We start from the raw sequence: 16,349 nt of genomic DNA, 5'->3' as shown, positions 1-16,349 counted from the left end.
CATGCATGACTTGAAGGTCTTAGCGGGAGACCTGACCGAAGGAGGCCGGGTCGATACCGAGTGTGGTGAGGTCGTTGGCGCGCGGGCGGCGGCCGGCTTCGACAGCAGCGCTGACGGCGTTTGCGGCACCAAGGACGGCGAATGCGCGGCCAAAGAAGCCAGTACGGACTGAATTGCGAAGTGCGGACATTGTCCTTTTCCTCTTGCTCTATGATTGACTACTCATAGATGGCATCGCGCATAGACCTCCACAATGCTCAGAAAATCACCTCAGCCATGCAAAAACAGGAGGCCGGCGCATGTCTCCATGGCCAGCCTCGAGGAAGGGGTGGGTGGTCTTTTTATTCTTAGAGCGCCGTGCGTCCTTTCGGATGCACAAAGGACGCCCTAACACTTTGAAATCTGCGCATCGTGCTTTCCGAAAATCGGAACCGATTTTCGGGCCGATGCGCTAGTCTTCGTTTGCCGCCAGCTGCGAGAGCACCTGTCCCCTGCCGCGCAGCCGCAGGATCAGCGGGATGAGGAAGGCGGCCGCTGCAACGATGAGCAGGCCTGCCGCGATCGGTGACATCACCAGCGTCGTGACGTCGCCCTGGCTGATCGCCAGCGCCCGGCGCAGCTGCTGTTCGGCAAGCGGCCCGAGGATCAGCCCGACGACGGCAGGCGCGATCGGATAGCCGAAGAGCCGCATCACATAGCCGAGCAGGCCGAAGGCGAGCAGCATGCCGAGCTCGAACACCGACGGATTGGCGCCGATCGTCCCGAGCGTCGCAAACAGCAGGATGCCGGCATAGAGCCACGGCTTCGGAACGGTCAGCAGCCGCACCCAGAGCCCGATCATCGGCAGGTTCAGCACCAAGAGCATCGCGTTGGCGATGAGCAAACTGGCGATCAGCCCCCAGACGAGCTGCGGATTGGTGGCAAACAGCAGCGGCCCCGGCTGCAGCCCGTATTGCTGGAAGCCGGCAAGCATGATCGCCGCCGTCGCCGTCGTCGGCAGGCCGAGCGTCAGAAGCGGCACCAGCGTACCGGCGGCCGATGCATTGTTCGCCGCCTCGGGACCGGCCACGCCTTCGATCGCGCCATGGCCGAACTCTTCCGGGTTTTTCGCCAGCCGCTTTTCGGTCGCATAGGAGAGGAACGTGCCGATTTCGGCGCCGCCCGCCGGCATCGCACCGATCGGGAAACCGATCAGCGTGCCGCGCAGCCACGGCTTCCACGAGCGTGACCAGTCCTCCGCGTTCATCCAGAGCGAACCTTTGACCGCCTCGACCTTCTCCGCGATCCGATTGCCTTGCGCGGCGATGTAGAGCGTCTCGCCGATCGCAAACATCGCCACAGCCAAGGTCGTCACCTCGATACCGTCGAGCAGGTCGGGAATGCCGAAGGAAAGCCTGGCCTGTCCAGTCTGCTGATCGATGCCGACCATGGCGAGCGCAAAGCCGATGAACAGCGAGGTCAGACCCCTCAATGCCGAATCGCCGAAGGCCGATGAAACGGTGACGAAGGCAAGCACCATCAGCGCGAAATACTCGCGCGGCCCGAAGACCAGCGCCAGCTTGACGATGTAAGGCGCGATGAAGGCAAGCCCGAGCGTGGCGACCAGGCCGGCGACGAAGGAGCCGATCGCCGCTGTCGCCAGCGCCGGTCCGCCGCGTCCGGCGCGCGCCATCTTGTTGCCCTCGAGTGCGGTGACGATCGAGGCGCTTTCACCCGGCGTGTTGAGCAGGATCGAGGTCGTCGAACCGCCATACATGCCGCCGTAATAGATGCCGGCGAACATGATCAGCGAGCCGCCGGGATCGAGCTTGTAGGTGACGGGCAGCAGCAGCGCCACGGTGAGAGCCGGGCCGATGCCGGGAAGCACGCCGACGGCGGTGCCGAGCGTGACGCCGACCATCGCATAAATCAGGTTCATCGGCTGCATCGCAACCAGGATACCCTGCCATAGGAATTCGAATGTGCTCATCTTGGTGTCCCAAGCGGCATTCCCGGCCGTGCGTTTCGCAACCGGGCGCCGCGCAAAATCAAAAGAGCTGACAGCGCGTCCCGCGCGGTCAGAAGAACAGATGTTCGAGCGGGCCGGCCGGCAGTGTCAGCTGCAGCAGCTGCGAGAAGATCGCCCAGACGACGAAGCTGAAGACGATGCCAAGCGGCAGCGAGATCCAGAGCTTGCGTTTGCCGAAGCCGCGTGCCGTCAGCGCGAACAGCACGCCTGTCGCAATCGAGAAGCCGGCGACGCGCAAAAGCAGCATCTGGCCGGCAAGACCGGCGACGATCCAGATGACGGGTGCGACTTCCTGCCGGTCACGTTCGGGAAAATCGCCGCGCCAGGCTTCGAAGGCGGTCCAGATCCCGAGACAGAAGAGGCCGAACGCCACCACTTGCGGCACTGTCGCAGGACCGATGCGGTCGTACTGCGCAATCGTTTTCAGATGCGACGCATCCCAGGCCATCACGCCGGCGATGGCGAAGAGGAAAACGGCAATGATGAACGCCGCCCAATCAGGGCGGCGTTCGGTTGCCGAGGAGGTGTTATCCTCGCTCATTGAACAAGTCCGATGTCTTTGAGAATGCCTTCAGTGGCCGAGACATCCTTTTCGAGCTGCGCCTTGAAGGCATCGCCGGACAGATAGGTGTCGGCCCAGCCCTTGGTCTTCAGCGTTTCCTGCCAGGTGGCGGAGCTGTGCAGCTTCTCGAAATCGGCGGTGACGGCTGCCACCTGCTCTGCCGACAGGCCGGGGGCAGCAGCAACCATGCGCCAGTTCTGGATGATGACGTCGGTGCCGGCTTCCTTCAGTGTCGGGGCATCGACACCGTCGATACGCTTTTCGCTGGATACGGCGAGAAGACGGAGCGTGCCTGACTTCACCTGCGATTCGAACTCGCTATAGCTCGAGACGCCGGCCGTGACCTGGCCGCCGAGAATAGCGGCGAGCGCTTCACCGCCGCCGGAGAAGGCGACATAGTTGATCTTCGTCGGATCGACGCCGGAAGCCTTGGCAATCAGGCCGACGGCGATGTGGTCGGTGCCGCCGGCAGAGCCGCCGCCCCAGGAAACCGCACCCGGATCCTTCTTCAGCGCCGCGACCAGATCGGCCATGGTCTTGATCTCGGACGCTGCAGGAACGACGACGGCTTCATATTCGCCGGTCAGGCGGGCGATCGGCGTGACGTCCTTGAGCGTCACCGGCGACTTGTTGGTGAGGATCGCGCCGACCATGACATAGCCGCCGACGATCAGCGAATTCGGGTTGCCGGCAGCCTGGCTGCTGAATTGCGCAAGGCCGATGGTGCCGCCGGCGCCCGGGACGTTCTGGACCTGCACGTTGCCGGAGATCTTCTCCTGCTGCAGCGCGGTCTGCAGCGAACGGGCCGTCTGGTCCCAGCCGCCGCCGGGAGCGGCGGGCGCGATGATGGTGTAATCGGCCGCATAGGCCGGCAGCGCGATGGTCGCTGCAAGAAGGGTTGCGATGAACGTATGCTTCACGATGTGTCCTCCGTCGGCGGCTGAGCAAACCGCCTGTTATTCTCAAGGGAATCGGGAGGAATGGCCGGCCAGCGGACGCAAGCGTCCTGAATGACGAGCGGAATACCTCCCAAGGCTTCAACTCTCCGCCTCCACGGAGAAGAAGTAGCCAAAGCGACCACAACAACCTGTCATTTAGCTGACATCGGCGAGATATCCAGAAGGAGACGACACTTTTTTGCCGTAATTGGCAGGCGCGGATCTAAATCCCGGTTCTTCGCTGCCGGATGACCAGTACTTCCAGCGGCCACGAAGTATGGCCGCGAGCCTCATCTGGCGAGAGCTACAGGCGGAGCGATCCAAAGCTCTGCAAGGAGGGTGAACCGGCTGAAAGCTGACGCCTTCACTGCGTCCGCAGAACCTCATTCCAGTGCGCAATCAGCCGCGCCCGTTTCACCTGGTCGAGATAGACCATCAGCCCGGGGCTGACCGGCACCGGTCGCAGTTGGGCGCCGAGCAGTTCCTGCAGCGTATTGGCGGTATTCTCCCCTGCCACCTCGGGGCTGACGGCCGGGATCTGCAGCTCGCGCGCCATGATCGTCTGCCCTTCCCTCGACATGAAGAAGGTGAGGTAACGCCGACCAAGCTCCGGCTCGGCGGCGGCCTGCGGCACCAGCCCGATCCGCGACATCACCACGGTATAATCCTTCGGCAGCACGATGCCGACATCGGGATAGCGCGAGGCCCAATCGGCCGCATAGGAGCCGAGAATATTGTAGCCGAGCACGAAGCGCCCGTCGGCAACGCGTTCGAGGATCGCCGAACTCGTCGAATAAAGCTTGACGCCGGCAGCCCCCATCGCCCCGATCACCGACCAGATATCGCCGAACTGCTCCTGGTCGCGCGCCATGAAAAGAAAGCCGACGCCGGAACGCTCGATGTCGTAGGTGCCGATCCGCCCATAGACCTCGTTGCCCTTGCGCTTCAGATAGTCGACGAATTCAGCCCGCGAACTCGGCACCGGCTCATGCGCAAAGCTCGGCTTGTGATAGACGAACACCGCCGGCTCGAAGGTGAGCGCATAGGCGGTGTTGCGCCAGTTCGCCCATTTCGGCCATGCAGCACTCATCGGCAGGTTGCTGACCTGTGCATATCCGTCGTTGGAAAGCTTCACCTGCAGGTCCATCGCCGAGGAGAAGGCGAAATCCGCCGTCTTCTTGCCGTCATCCGTCTCCCGGACGATCCGGTCGTAGATGTCGCCGGTCAGCATGTCCTCATATTTGACTGCGATATCGGGATTGGCGTCCAGGAAACCCCGGATCATCGGCTGCGCCAGGGGCTCGTCGAGCGAGGAATAAACCGTCAGCACCGGCGCATCGGCATTGCCCGATTTTGCCGGATAGAAGGCCTGATCGGCTAGCGCAAAGCCCGGCCAGAACGCCAGCAGCAAGATGAAAACTTTCCTCATGCAGCAACAATGCCTGAGCGCACCCAGAGGAGCAAGGGCGCCGGACTAGACAGCGACCCACTCCATCAGCGCATTCTGCGCATGCAGCAGAAAGGCCTTGGCGGCGCGGCTCCGGCAGAGCGGGTGTTCCATCGCCCCCGCCGTCACCTCCTGGCCGCGCGTAACCGGCGGGCACGGCAGGAAGATCGCATCCTCCCGCAAACGATCGAGCACATCGGTCCCGATCCTATAGCCGGCGAGCGCGTCCGAGGCGGCATCGCCCGGCCATGAATCGGTGATGACGACGTCGGCATTCGATAGCTCGCCCATATCGGTGCTCACGCGGAAGCGTCCATTGAGCAACGCGGCGTCGCTGATGTGCCAGCGTTCGGGATAGACCTGCACCACCTCGATCGGCAATGCGATCGACGCTTCGGCCCAGGAGCGGAGGATATTTGTGTCCGCCGCCACGCCAACGACCTTCAATCCGTCGATCGAGCCGCGCCGGCTGTTGATATAGGCAAGGTCGCCGAGCGTCTCGCAGGGATGGTTGGAGCGTGTCCGCGCATTGACGACGGGCACCGGCGAGGCTGCCGCCACCGCCTTCAATGTCGCAAACTCCTTCGTGCGGATCACCAGCATGTCGAACCAGTTGCCGAGATAACCCGAGAGATCGCCGGTTTCCTCCCTGGTATTGAAGCCGATCGGCACATGCACGCAGATACCACCCATCGCCTGGATGCCGAGATCGAAGGCGGTCGTATTGCGCCAGCCGCCGTCGTCGACAATCAGCGCGACGCGCTTTCCCGCAAGGCTCTGCGGCATCGCACGCTCATCCCAGGCTTCGGCGAGCTCTCCGGCGCGAGTGATGATCGACCGAAGCCCGGCCTCCGGAATATCATGAAACTCCAGAAAACTCCGGGCCGAACCTGTCATCCAAAATCTCCGTCAGGCAGGAAACGTCGCCACAATACCCTTCGCTGGCCTCACGGCAACCGCCGAAGCAACCGCGAATCGCATTGCATACCCTCGCGATTCGTCTTCCAGGCCGTGCCCCTGGGTCCGGCTCGAGCCTTAAATCGATCTGCAATCGGTTTTATGATGACGATGCCAAAAGCATCGAGCAAAGCAGAACACTCCGTTCTCTCCGATGTGAATTGTCTTTTCATCACAAAGGATTAGGGATTGGCTCCGTCCTTCACCCGTTTAGAGTATTGATGAAGATCGACGACGTCATATGGTCGCGCTTCCGTGTTAAAAACGTCGAGACCGCCCGAATTTATTATTCGGGGGACGACTCTACGCGACAAAAACTCTATAAAAAGCTAGACTAAACTGGGAAGATCCATGGGAGGGGTCATGGAACGACGACTGAGCGCTATTCTTGCTGCAGACGTCGTCGGCTACAGCCGACTGATGGGCATCGATGAATCCGGCACGTTGCAGGCGCTGAACCGCCATCGCTGCGAGCTGGTCGACATTCGTATTTCGGATTACAAGGGCCGGATCGTCAAACTCACCGGCGACGGCATCCTTGCCGAATTCCAGAGCGTGGTGAATGCGGTCGCCTGCGCCGCCGAAATCCAGCGCAGCATGGCGGCCCGTAACGAGAACGTGCCCAAGGACGAGCGCGTCGAATTTCGTATCGGCATCAATCTCGGCGACGTCGTGGTCGAGAACGGCGACATATTCGGAGATGGGGTCAATCTCGCCGCCAGGCTCGAGCGCATCGCAGCGCCGGGCGGCATCGCCGTGTCGGCCTCGGTGCGCGACCAGGTCGGTTCGCGCCTCAATCTCGGCTTCGAATTCATCGGCGAACATATGCTGAAGAACATCAGGCAGCCCGTTCAGGTCTATACCGTCAGCTTGGCGCCGCCTTCCTCCGCCAGATTGGTCGCGCAGAACCGCAATACCTGCTTCATCGCGGTGCTGCCCTTCACCAATATGAGCGGCGATGCTGATCAGGATTATTTCTCCGACGGCATCACCGAAGACATCATCACCGATCTCTCCAAGATCTCCAGCCTGCACGTCGTGCCGCGCAACACCATTTTCACCTACAAGGGCATATCGGTGAAGGTGAAGCGGCTCGCCCAGGAGCTTGGCGTTCGCTACGTGCTCGAGGGAAGTGTGCGCATCGTCGGCAATCGCGTGCGCATTTCCGGCCAGCTGATCGACACCGCCAATGGCGACCATCTCTGGGCCGAGCGTTACGACCGCGACATGACCGACATCTTCGCCATCCAGGACGAGATCACCCATGCGATCGTCGGCCAGTTGAAGGTGCGCCTGCTGCCGGAAGAGAAGAAGGCGATCGCGACTGAGCCGACCGCCAATGTCGAGGCCTATACCTATTATCTCAGGGGCCGCCAGCTCTCCCACACCTGGACCAAATCCTATCTAGAGCTCGCAAGGCGCATGTTCTGCAAGGCGGTGGAGCTCGATCCGGAGTATGCCCGCGCCTATGCTGGCATCGCCGATTGCGACGCGGCGATCCGTGACTGGGCGCCTGATGACGTGCCGCTGAGGCGCATCCTCGAGATGAGCGCCCGCGCCCTGGCGCTTGATCCTGACCTTCCCGAGGCCCACGCCTCCCATGGTCTCGCCCTGCATCAGAGCGGCTATGACGCCAGGGCGGCGGCGGCCTTCGAACGTGCCCTGGCGCTCGACCCGAACCTCTTCGAGGCGAATTTCCACTATGCCCGGTTCTTCTTCATGCACGGCAACTTCGCCGAATCCGTGCAATATTTCACCCGCGCCGCCGCAATCCGCCCTGATGATTACGTCTCGCCGATCCATCTGATGTCGGCCTACCGCTCGCTCGGCCGGGTGCTGGATACGGAAAACTGGGCGCGCCTCGGCCTGCTGCGCGCCGAACGGGCCTTGAACGTCAACCCGGAAAATTCAGGCCCCGCCCATCGCGGCGCGCTGGCGCTTGCCCATCTCGGCGACGCGGCAAGGGCACGCGACTGGGCGGCCCGTGCGATCGCCATCGATCCCGACGACATCGTCGCGCAGTATAATCTCGCCTGCGTCTACTCCGTCCTCGGCGACGTCGATCAGGCGATCGATCTGCTGGAGAAGCTGCTGCCGAACAGCTCCGTCTACCATATCAAATGGTTCGACAATGATTCCGATCTCGACAACATCCGCGACGATCCCCGCTTCCGGAAGCTGCTCACCGCCGCAATGATGCAGCGCGAGCGGGTCGAAAGAACCGGGAGCTGAGGTCGAGCTTTTCCCGGCCGTTCACTGGCGCATCGGCCCGAAAATCGGAATCGATTTTCGGAAAGCACGATGCGTAGATTGAAAGTGTTACAGCGTCCTTTGCGCGTCTGAAGGACGCGCGGCGCTGTAACCTTGAAAATCGCTGTGACATCCCTGCTTCATCTCTGTAATCTCCCTTGAAAAACAGGGGAAACATCCGTGCGCATCCTGCTCACCGAAGACAATATCGCGTTGGCAGACGGCCTGTCGGCGATCTTGCGCGGCACGGGCCATGCCGTCGATGTCGTCCATGACGGGGCGTCTGCCAATGCGGTCATCGCAGCGGAAAATTTCGATCTGGTGATCCTCGACCTCAACCTGCCAGAGATGGACGGTCTCGACGTGCTGCGCGCCATGCGCGCCCGGCAGAACCAGGCGGCCGTCCTCATCCTGACCGCGCGCGGCACGCCGGAAGAGCGGGTGAAGGGGCTCGATCTCGGCGCTGACGATTATCTGATCAAGCCCTTCGATATCGCCGAATTCGAGGCCCGCGTACGCGTGCTGCTGCGCCGCCAGGCCGGGCTGCGCTCGGCGACCGTCGGCTTCGGCGGCATCTCCTTCGATCTCAATTCCCGCACCTTTTCATCAGGCGCAACGCCGCTCGATATTCCCGCCCGCGAGCTGGGCCTGCTCGAAATCCTCTTCATGCGGGCCGGCAAGGTCGTCGCAAAGGAGGCGATCATTCAATCGCTGACGGCCTTCGACGACGACATTTCCGCAAACGCCATCGAGCAATATGTCAGCCGCCTGCGTAAGCGCCTGTCGCCGCACGGCCTGACCGTCAAGACCGCCCGCGGCATCGGCTATTATCTCGACAAGCTGCCCGAGGCCTCATGAAAGCCGCCTATTCCCTCAGGCGCCGGCTGCTCTTCTGGTTGCTCGTCTCCACCGCCGTCATCGGCACGCTGGCCCTCGCCGATACCTATCGCGAGGCGGTCCAGACCTCCAACATCGTCTCCGACCGCGTCCTCGCCGGTTCCGCGCTGGCGATCGCCGAACGCGTCGTCGTCGCCGAGGACGGCACGCTACAGGTCGATATCCCCTATGTCGCACTTGAGATGCTGACCTCGGCCGCGCAGGATCGCGTCTTCTACCGCGTTGACGGCCCGCCGGGCCAATTCATCACCGGCTACCAGTCCCTGCCTGTCCTCAAGAAGACGCCGGGCGATGCCGCCGCCTTCGCCGACGATAGCTTCCGCGGCGAACCGATCCGCATCGCTACACTCGAACGCTCTGCCTCGACGGGCATCCGCTCGGTGCCCTTCGTGGTGACGGTCGCCGAAACCACCATCGCCCGCCGGCAGTTGGCGCAGGCGATCCTCGTCCGATCCGCACTCCGTCTCGCCTTCATGATCGCGGGCGCGGCCGTCATCGTCTGGATCTCGGTCACGGTGGCTCTTCGCCCGCTCTACAAGCTCGGCGACGCCATCGGCGAACGCAGCCCCGATGACCTGCATCCGATCAAGCAGACCGTGCCGAGCGAGGTCGAGCCGCTGGTCGACACGGTGAATTCCTTCATGGTCCGCCTGCAATCGGCGCTGGATGCGCTCCGCCATTTCACCGGCAATGCCAGCCATCAGCTGCGCACCCCGCTTGCGATCATCCGCACCCAGCTCGCCCTTTCCGCCCGGGCCGGCTCGCTCGATGAGGCGCAGGCGGCAGCACTGAAGGGCGACCAGGCGGTAGCGCATGCCGAGCGCATCCTTGCCCAGCTTCTGCTGATGGCCAAGATCGACGCTGCCACCGCCAAGGAGGCGCTGACCGCTTCCGCCATCGATCTCGCCGCCATCGCCCAGGAAATCACCGGCGAGCAGATCCCGACGGCCGCCGTCGCCGGCATCGATCTCGGCTTCGAGGGCGAGAGCCCGGCGATGGTCCGCGCCGAGCCGCTGCTGATCGGCGAAATGCTGCGCAACCTTGCCGGCAATGCCATCGCCTATGCCGGCAAGGGAGCTGAGGTCACCGTCCGTATCATTGCCGCGTCAGAGACGATCCGCCTCGAAGTCGAGGACAACGGTCCCGGCATCCCGCCCGAGAAGCTGGAGGCGGTGCGCCGGCGCTTTTCGCGCGGCAATGAGTCCGGTGCGCCCGGTGCCGGTCTCGGCCTGCCGATCGTCGAAGAAATCGCCAATCTTTTCAACGCCGACCTGACGCTGGAGCCGGGCGCGGATGGCAAAGGCCTGAAGGCGGCCGTCACCTTTGCCAAGGCGGCGTAAGAGCCCGCTGCAATTCAAAATGCTACAGCGTCCTTTGCGCGTCTGAAAAGACGTGCGGCGCTGTAGACCTTTCCGCCTTGCTTTCTTTCGCTGCATTGCACACACTGATTTCCGGGAACAGCAAGCCGCACGATGATGCGAGCCGGATAAAAAGAGAAATATGTCGATCAAAGCCAGCATCTATCATCTGACGCATTACACCTATGACAAGCCGGTCCGACTCGGCCCACAGATCATCCGGCTGAAACCGGCCTCGCATTCGAAGACACGGGTGCTCAGCCACTCGCTGAAGGTCACGCCCTCCAACCATTTCGTCAATCTGCAGCAAGACCCTTATGGCAATTACCTTGCCCGCTACGTCTTTCCGGACCCGGTGACCGAATTCAAGATCGAGGTCGATCTCGTCGCCGACATGACGGTCTACAATCCCTTCGACTTCTTCGTCGAGGAAGAGGCCACCAAGTGGCCCTTCGGATACCCTGAAACGATCCAGGAGGATCTGTCGATCTATATGACGCCGGAGCCGGCTGGTCCGCGCCTCAAGGCGCTGCTGCCGACGCTCGACTGGTCGCCCGACCAGCCGACAGTCGATATGATCGTCGGCCTGAATGCCCGCTTGCAGCGGCAGATCGGCTATGTCATCCGCATGGAAACCGGCGTGCAGACGCCGGAGGAGACGCTGGAAACCGCCAAGGGCTCCTGCCGCGACACCAGCTGGCTGCTCGTCCAGATCCTTCGCCATCTCGGCCTCGCCGCCCGCTTCGTCTCCGGCTACCTCATTCAGCTGACGCCGGACCTGAAGGCGCTCGACGGTCCCTCCGGCACCGAAGTCGATTTCACCGACCTGCACGCCTGGGCTGAGGTCTATCTGCCCGGCGCCGGCTGGGTCGGCCTCGATCCGACTTCTGGCCTGCTGACCGGCGAAAGCCACATCCCGCTTGCCGCCACGCCACATTATCGCAACGCCGCTCCGATCTCGGGCGGTTATTTCGGCGAGGCCGAAACCGAATTCGCCTTCGACATGAAGGTCTCGCGCGTCGCCGAGCACCCGCGCATCACCAAGCCCTTCTCCGATGAAAGCTGGGAGGAGCTCAACGAACTCGGCGAGAAGGTCGATCGTATCCTCGAAGCCGAGGACGTGCATCTGACGATGGGCGGCGAACCGACCTTCGTTTCGATCGACGATTTCCAGTCCGAGGAGTGGAACACCGCCGCCGTCGGCCCGACCAAGCGCGAAAAGGCCGACATCCTGATCCGCAAGCTGCAAGAACGCTTCGCCCCCGGCGGTTTCCTGCATTATGGCCAGGGCAAATGGTATCCGGGCGAAAGTCTGCCGCGCTGGACCTTCTCGCTCTACTGGCGCCGCGACGGCAAGCCGGTCTGGCAGAACCTCGATCTGGTCGCCGCCGAAGGCAAGGATACCGGCGTCACCGCCGAGGATGCCGAAAAGCTCCTGACGGCGATCGCTAAGGAACTGGCGATCAAGCCTGACATGGTGCAGCCGGCCTATGAAGATCCGGCCGACTGGATCATCAAGGAAGGCAACCTTCCCGAAAATGTCGATCCGGCGAATTCGAAGCTGAAGGATCCTGAGGAACGCAACCGCATCGCCCGCGTCTTCGCCCGCGGCCTCACGACCGCGACTGGTTACATCCTTCCGGTCCAAGCATGGAATGCCAAGGCAGCGGAAAGCCGAGTCTGGGTCAGCGAGAAATGGCGCACCCGCCGCGGCAAGATCTTCCTCGTCCCGGGCGACAGTCCGATCGGTTACCGCCTGCCGCTCGGCACGCTGCCCTATGTTCCCCCGGCGCGTTATCCCTATATCCACCCGGCCGATCCGACGATCCCGCGCGAACCGCTGCCTGATGTCTTCGTACCGGCCGGCCGGGCCATGCCGGAAGCCTCCTTCCATGCCGACGAGAGCAATCGCGGCCGGATCGAACAGACGCTCGGCGAGCTCCGCGGTGCCGTGCGCACCGCCATGTCGGTCGAGCCGCGCGACGGCAGGCTCTGCGTCTTCATGCCGCCGGTCGAGCGCATCGAGGATTATCTCGAGCTGATCGCCGCTGCCGAAAACGCCGCCGCCGAGCTCAAGCTTCCCGTCCATATCGAAGGTTACCCGCCGCCGCAGGACGAGCGCATCAACGTCATCCGCGTCGCCCCGGATCCCGGTGTCATCGAGGTCAACATTCATCCGGCCTCGAACTGGAAGGACTGCGTCGACATCACAACGGCGATCTACGAGGAGGCGCGCACCACCCGGCTCGGTGCCGACAAGTTCATGATCGACGGTCGCCATACCGGCACCGGCGGCGGCAACCATGTCGTCGTAGGCGCGGCCAATCCGAACAACAGCCCCTTCCTGCGCCGTCCCGATCTCTTGAAGAGCGTGATCCTCCACTGGCAGCGTCATCCCTCGCTCTCCTACCTCTTCTCCGGCATGTTCATCGGCCCGACCAGCCAGGCGCCGCGCATCGACGAGGCTCGTCACGACAGCCTCTACGAGCTGGAGATCGCCATGGCGCAGGTCGGCGCCCCCGGCCGTGGCCAGCAGCCGCTGCCCTGGCTCGTCGACCGCCTGTTCCGCAACCTTTTGACCGACGTCACCGGCAACACCCACCGCGCCGAGATCTGCATCGACAAGCTGTTCTCGCCGGACGGCCCGACCGGACGGCTCGGCCTCATCGAGTTCCGCGGCTTCGAGATGCCGCCGAATGCGCGCATGTCGCTTGCCCAGCAATTGCTGGTGCGCGCGCTGATCGCCCGCTTCTGGGTCAACCCGGTCGACGGCAAATTCGTCCGCTGGGGCACGACCCTGCACGACCGTTTCATGCTGCCGCATTTCGTCTGGGCCGACTTCCTCGACGTGCTTGCCGACCTTCGCCAAAACGGCTTCGACGTCAGCCCGGAATGGTTCAAGGCCCAGCTCGAATTCCGCTTCCCCTTCTGCGGCGAAGTCGAATACGAGGGCTCGAAGCTGGAACTGCGCCAGGCGCTGGAGCCATGGCACGTCATGGGCGAGGAAGGCGCGCCGGGCGGCACCGCCCGCTACGTCGACAGCTCCGTCGAACGCCTTCAGGTGCGGCTCGAAACCAGCAATACCGCGCGTTACACCGTCACCTGCAATGGCCGCACCCTGCCGCTAACGCCGACCGGCACCGCCGGCGTGTCGGTCGCCGGCGTCCGTTACAAGGCGTGGCAACCGTCCTCCGGTCTGCATCCCGTCCTGCCGATCAACACGCCTTTGACTTTCGACATTTATGATACATGGTCGAAGCGTTCGATCGGCGGCTGCATCTATCATGTTGCCCATCCGGGTGGCCGGACCTATGACACTTTCCCGGTCAACGGTAACGAGGCGGAAGCAAGACGACTCACCCGCTTCGAGCCGTGGGGGCATACGGCGGGCGGATACATTCCGCGCGTCGAGACGGGTTCGCCGGAATTCCCGCTGACGCTGGATCTGCGGCGGCCCGCCGGAATTTAAGGCCGAAGGTTAGGGCCGGGGGGTTAGGGTTTCAGTTTTGATGGGTAAGAGGCCGGCAGCGGAGCGCAGGGGAGAGGCAGAGGACCGCATCGGCAAGGGTGTGGCCTTCGACTATGCGCCGCTTCCCGGCACCGCTGACGAGATGGTCGACAACAAAGGCGCGGTCCGCCCGGTCTGGCAGCGTTTTCTCTCGCATCTGAGCGCGATGCCGGAAAAGGATCTCACCGAGCGTTTTGCCCGCGCCGACCGCTACCTGCGCGATGCCGGCGTCTTCTACCGCGCCTATGGCAGCAAGGGCACCGGCGAACGCGCTTGGCCGATTTCGCATATCCCGGTGCTGATCGACGAGCGCGAATGGAAGACGCTGTCGGCGGGCCTCGTCCAGCGTGCCGATCTGCTGGAGGCGATCGTTGCCGATATCTACGGCGACAACCGGCTGGTGGAGGAAGGGGTCCTGCCGCCGGCGCTGATGGCCGCCAATCCGGAATTCCAGCGCCCGCTCGCCGGCATCCGGCCGGGCTCCGGGCATTATCTGCATTTCTGCGCCTTCGAGATCGGCCGCGGACCTGACGGCAACTGGTGGGTGCTGGCCGACAGGACGCAGGCGCCGTCAGGCGCCGGTTTCGCGCTGGAAAGCCGCGTCGCGACGACCCGGGCCTTCTCGGATATCTACGCCGAAACCCCGGTCCACCGCCTCGCCTCCTTCTTCGGCGCCTTCCGCGACGCACTTCAGGGCATGAAACATTCGGGCGACGACCGCATTGCCGTGCTGACGCCCGGCCCCGCCAACGAGACCTACTACGAGCACGCCTATATCGCCCGCTATCTCGGCCTCATGCTGCTCGAGGGCGAGGACCTGACCGTCGTCAAGGGCCGCGTCATGGTCCGAACCGTCGCCGGCCTGAAGCCGATCGGCGTGCTCTGGCGCCGTCTCGATTCGGCCTTTGCCGACCCGCTGGAGTTGAACCAGAATTCGCATATCGGCACGCCCGGCCTGGTGGAAGCGCTGCGCGCCGAAAGCGTCACCATCGTCAATGCGCTCGGCACCGGCGTTCTCGAAACCCGGGCGCTTCTGGCCTTCATGCCGACCATCTGCCACCGTCTGCTGGGGAAGGATCTGCAACTGCCCTCGATCGCCACCTGGTGGTGCGGTCAGAAGGAAGAGCGCGAGCACGTCGCAAAGAACATCGAGAAGATGGTGATCGGCCCGGCCTATTCCCGGGCACCCTTCTTCGACGACAACGGCGAGTCCGTACTCGGCTCGTCGCTGCGTGCGGCCGCCAAGGATTCCATCACCGACTGGCTGAGTTCGGACGGCCCGAAACTGGTCGGCCAGGAGGTCGTCACGCTGTCTACGACGCCCGCCTGGGTGGACGGCAAGCTCGTGCCGCGGCCGATGTCACTGCGCGTTTTCGCCGCCCGCACGGCAAACGGCTGGCAGATCATGCCCGGCGGTTTTGCCCGCATCGGCTCCGGCGCCGATGTCGCGGCGATCGCCATGCAGTCGGGCGGAGCGGCCGCCGACGTCTGGATCGTCAGCGACAAGCCGGTCGAGCGCCACACGCTGCTGCCGGCCGAGGGCAGCTTTACCCGCAACATGCCGGGCAGCCTGCCAAGCCGGGCAGCCGACAATCTGTTCTGGCTCGGCCGTTACATCGAACGTGCCGAAGGGGCGCTACGCATCCTGCGCGCCTGGCACGCGCGTTACGCCGAAGCTGCCGATCCGAGCCAGCCGCTGCTCGCCGACGTCTCCGAGTATCTCACAGCCGTCGATATCGATACCGCCGAGGCCGTGCCGGAAACACTGCTGCGCAACATCGACAGCGCCGTTTATTCGGCGAGCAATATCCGTGACCGTTTCTCGCCGGACGGCTGGCTGGCACTCAACGATCTCGCCAAGACCGCCCGCCGCTTCCACGTCACCGTCGCTGCCGGCGACGACGCCAGCCATGCGATGACCATCCTTCTGCGCAAGCTTGCGGGCTTCGCCGGCCTCGTGCACGAGAACATGTATCGCTTCACCGGCTGGCGCTTCCTCTCGCTCGGCCGCTATATCGAGCGCGGCCTGCACATGACGCGCCTGCTCGGCCATATGTCCGGCCCGGACGCGCCCGACGGCGCGCTCGACATGCTGCTCGAGATCGGCGACAGCGTCATGACCCACCGCCGCCGCTACAACGTCAACACGGCGCGGTTGACCGTCACCGACCTCTTGGCGCTCGACCCCCTGAACCCCCGCTCGGTCCTCTTCCAGGTGAACGAGATCCACCACGAGGTCGAGCAGCTGCCGAACGCCCTGATCAACGGCCAGATGTCGCCCTTCTACCGCGAGGCGATGCGGCTCCATTCCGGCCTGGCGGTGATGACGCCGGAGGGCATGGGGGTCGAGGTCTATCAACGGCTCGAACGCGAATTGGAACAGCTTTCCGATCTGCTCGCCCAGACTTATCTCGGGTGACGACG

General features: G+C 63.5%; 11 protein-coding genes. 5 read left to right on the top strand and 6 right to left on the bottom strand.

Features of this window, described 5'->3' with window-relative positions; all coding sequences use genetic code 11:
- Positions 1–19: 19 nt before the first annotated feature.
- From GR198_RS35465 to GR198_RS22000, 6 genes are all read right to left on the bottom strand, one after another.
- Positions 20–190: a hypothetical protein gene (locus GR198_RS35465; protein ID WP_003542890.1), complete on the bottom strand. Its 171-nt coding sequence runs from the start codon at positions 188–190 to the stop codon at positions 20–22.
- Between the two features lie 261 nt (positions 191–451).
- Complete coding sequence (locus GR198_RS22020) at positions 452–1,969, bottom strand: tripartite tricarboxylate transporter permease (RefSeq protein ID WP_029871890.1); 1,518 nt, start codon at positions 1,967–1,969, stop codon at positions 452–454.
- A gap of 88 nt (positions 1,970–2,057) precedes the next feature.
- Complete coding sequence (locus GR198_RS22015; RefSeq protein ID WP_011653511.1) at positions 2,058–2,549, bottom strand: tripartite tricarboxylate transporter TctB family protein; 492 nt, start codon at positions 2,547–2,549, stop codon at positions 2,058–2,060.
- Positions 2,546–3,490: a Bug family tripartite tricarboxylate transporter substrate binding protein gene (locus GR198_RS22010; RefSeq protein WP_011653512.1), complete on the bottom strand. Its 945-nt coding sequence runs from the start codon at positions 3,488–3,490 to the stop codon at positions 2,546–2,548. Before GR198_RS22010 ends, GR198_RS22015 begins: the two co-directional genes overlap by 4 nt.
- Positions 3,491–3,872: 382 nt before the next feature.
- Positions 3,873–4,919: an ABC transporter substrate-binding protein gene (locus tag GR198_RS22005; protein ID WP_029871889.1), complete on the bottom strand. Its 1,047-nt coding sequence runs from the start codon at positions 4,917–4,919 to the stop codon at positions 3,873–3,875.
- 63 nt (positions 4,920–4,982) lie between these two features.
- Positions 4,983–5,852, bottom strand: coding sequence for an ornithine carbamoyltransferase (locus tag GR198_RS22000; protein WP_164069589.1), 870 nt, complete (start codon positions 5,850–5,852; stop codon positions 4,983–4,985).
- Between the two features lie 423 nt (positions 5,853–6,275).
- Between GR198_RS22000 and GR198_RS21995 the strand changes: the two genes are divergently transcribed.
- The 5 genes from GR198_RS21995 (at position 6,276) to GR198_RS21975 (ending at position 16,344) form a co-directional block, all read left to right on the top strand.
- Positions 6,276–8,144, top strand: coding sequence for an adenylate/guanylate cyclase domain-containing protein (locus GR198_RS21995; RefSeq protein ID WP_164069588.1), 1,869 nt, complete (start codon positions 6,276–6,278; stop codon positions 8,142–8,144).
- Between the two features lie 198 nt (positions 8,145–8,342).
- Positions 8,343–9,020 (top strand): response regulator, encoded by a 678-nt coding sequence (locus GR198_RS21990; RefSeq protein WP_003542898.1) that lies wholly within the window; start codon positions 8,343–8,345, stop codon positions 9,018–9,020.
- Positions 9,017–10,399: a sensor histidine kinase gene (locus GR198_RS21985; RefSeq protein ID WP_029871886.1), complete on the top strand. Its 1,383-nt coding sequence runs from the start codon at positions 9,017–9,019 to the stop codon at positions 10,397–10,399. The genes GR198_RS21990 and GR198_RS21985 overlap by 4 nt, the downstream gene beginning before the upstream one ends.
- Before the next feature lie 160 nt (positions 10,400–10,559).
- Complete coding sequence (locus GR198_RS21980) at positions 10,560–13,886, top strand: transglutaminase family protein (RefSeq protein WP_164069587.1); 3,327 nt, start codon at positions 10,560–10,562, stop codon at positions 13,884–13,886.
- Positions 13,887–13,926: 40 nt separating this feature from the next.
- The gene (locus tag GR198_RS21975) at positions 13,927–16,344 is read left to right on the top strand and encodes a circularly permuted type 2 ATP-grasp protein (protein ID WP_029871884.1); all 2,418 of its coding nucleotides are present in this window, start codon (positions 13,927–13,929) and stop codon (positions 16,342–16,344) included.
- The last annotated feature ends 5 nt before the right edge of the window (positions 16,345–16,349 follow it).

The sequence above is a fragment of the Rhizobium leguminosarum genome, from assembly GCF_010668065.1.
GTDB classification, from domain to species: domain Bacteria; phylum Pseudomonadota; class Alphaproteobacteria; order Rhizobiales; family Rhizobiaceae; genus Rhizobium; species Rhizobium leguminosarum_S.
Note: the sequence above shows the minus strand (reverse complement) of the source record. Positions and strands in the feature narration are given on the sequence as shown.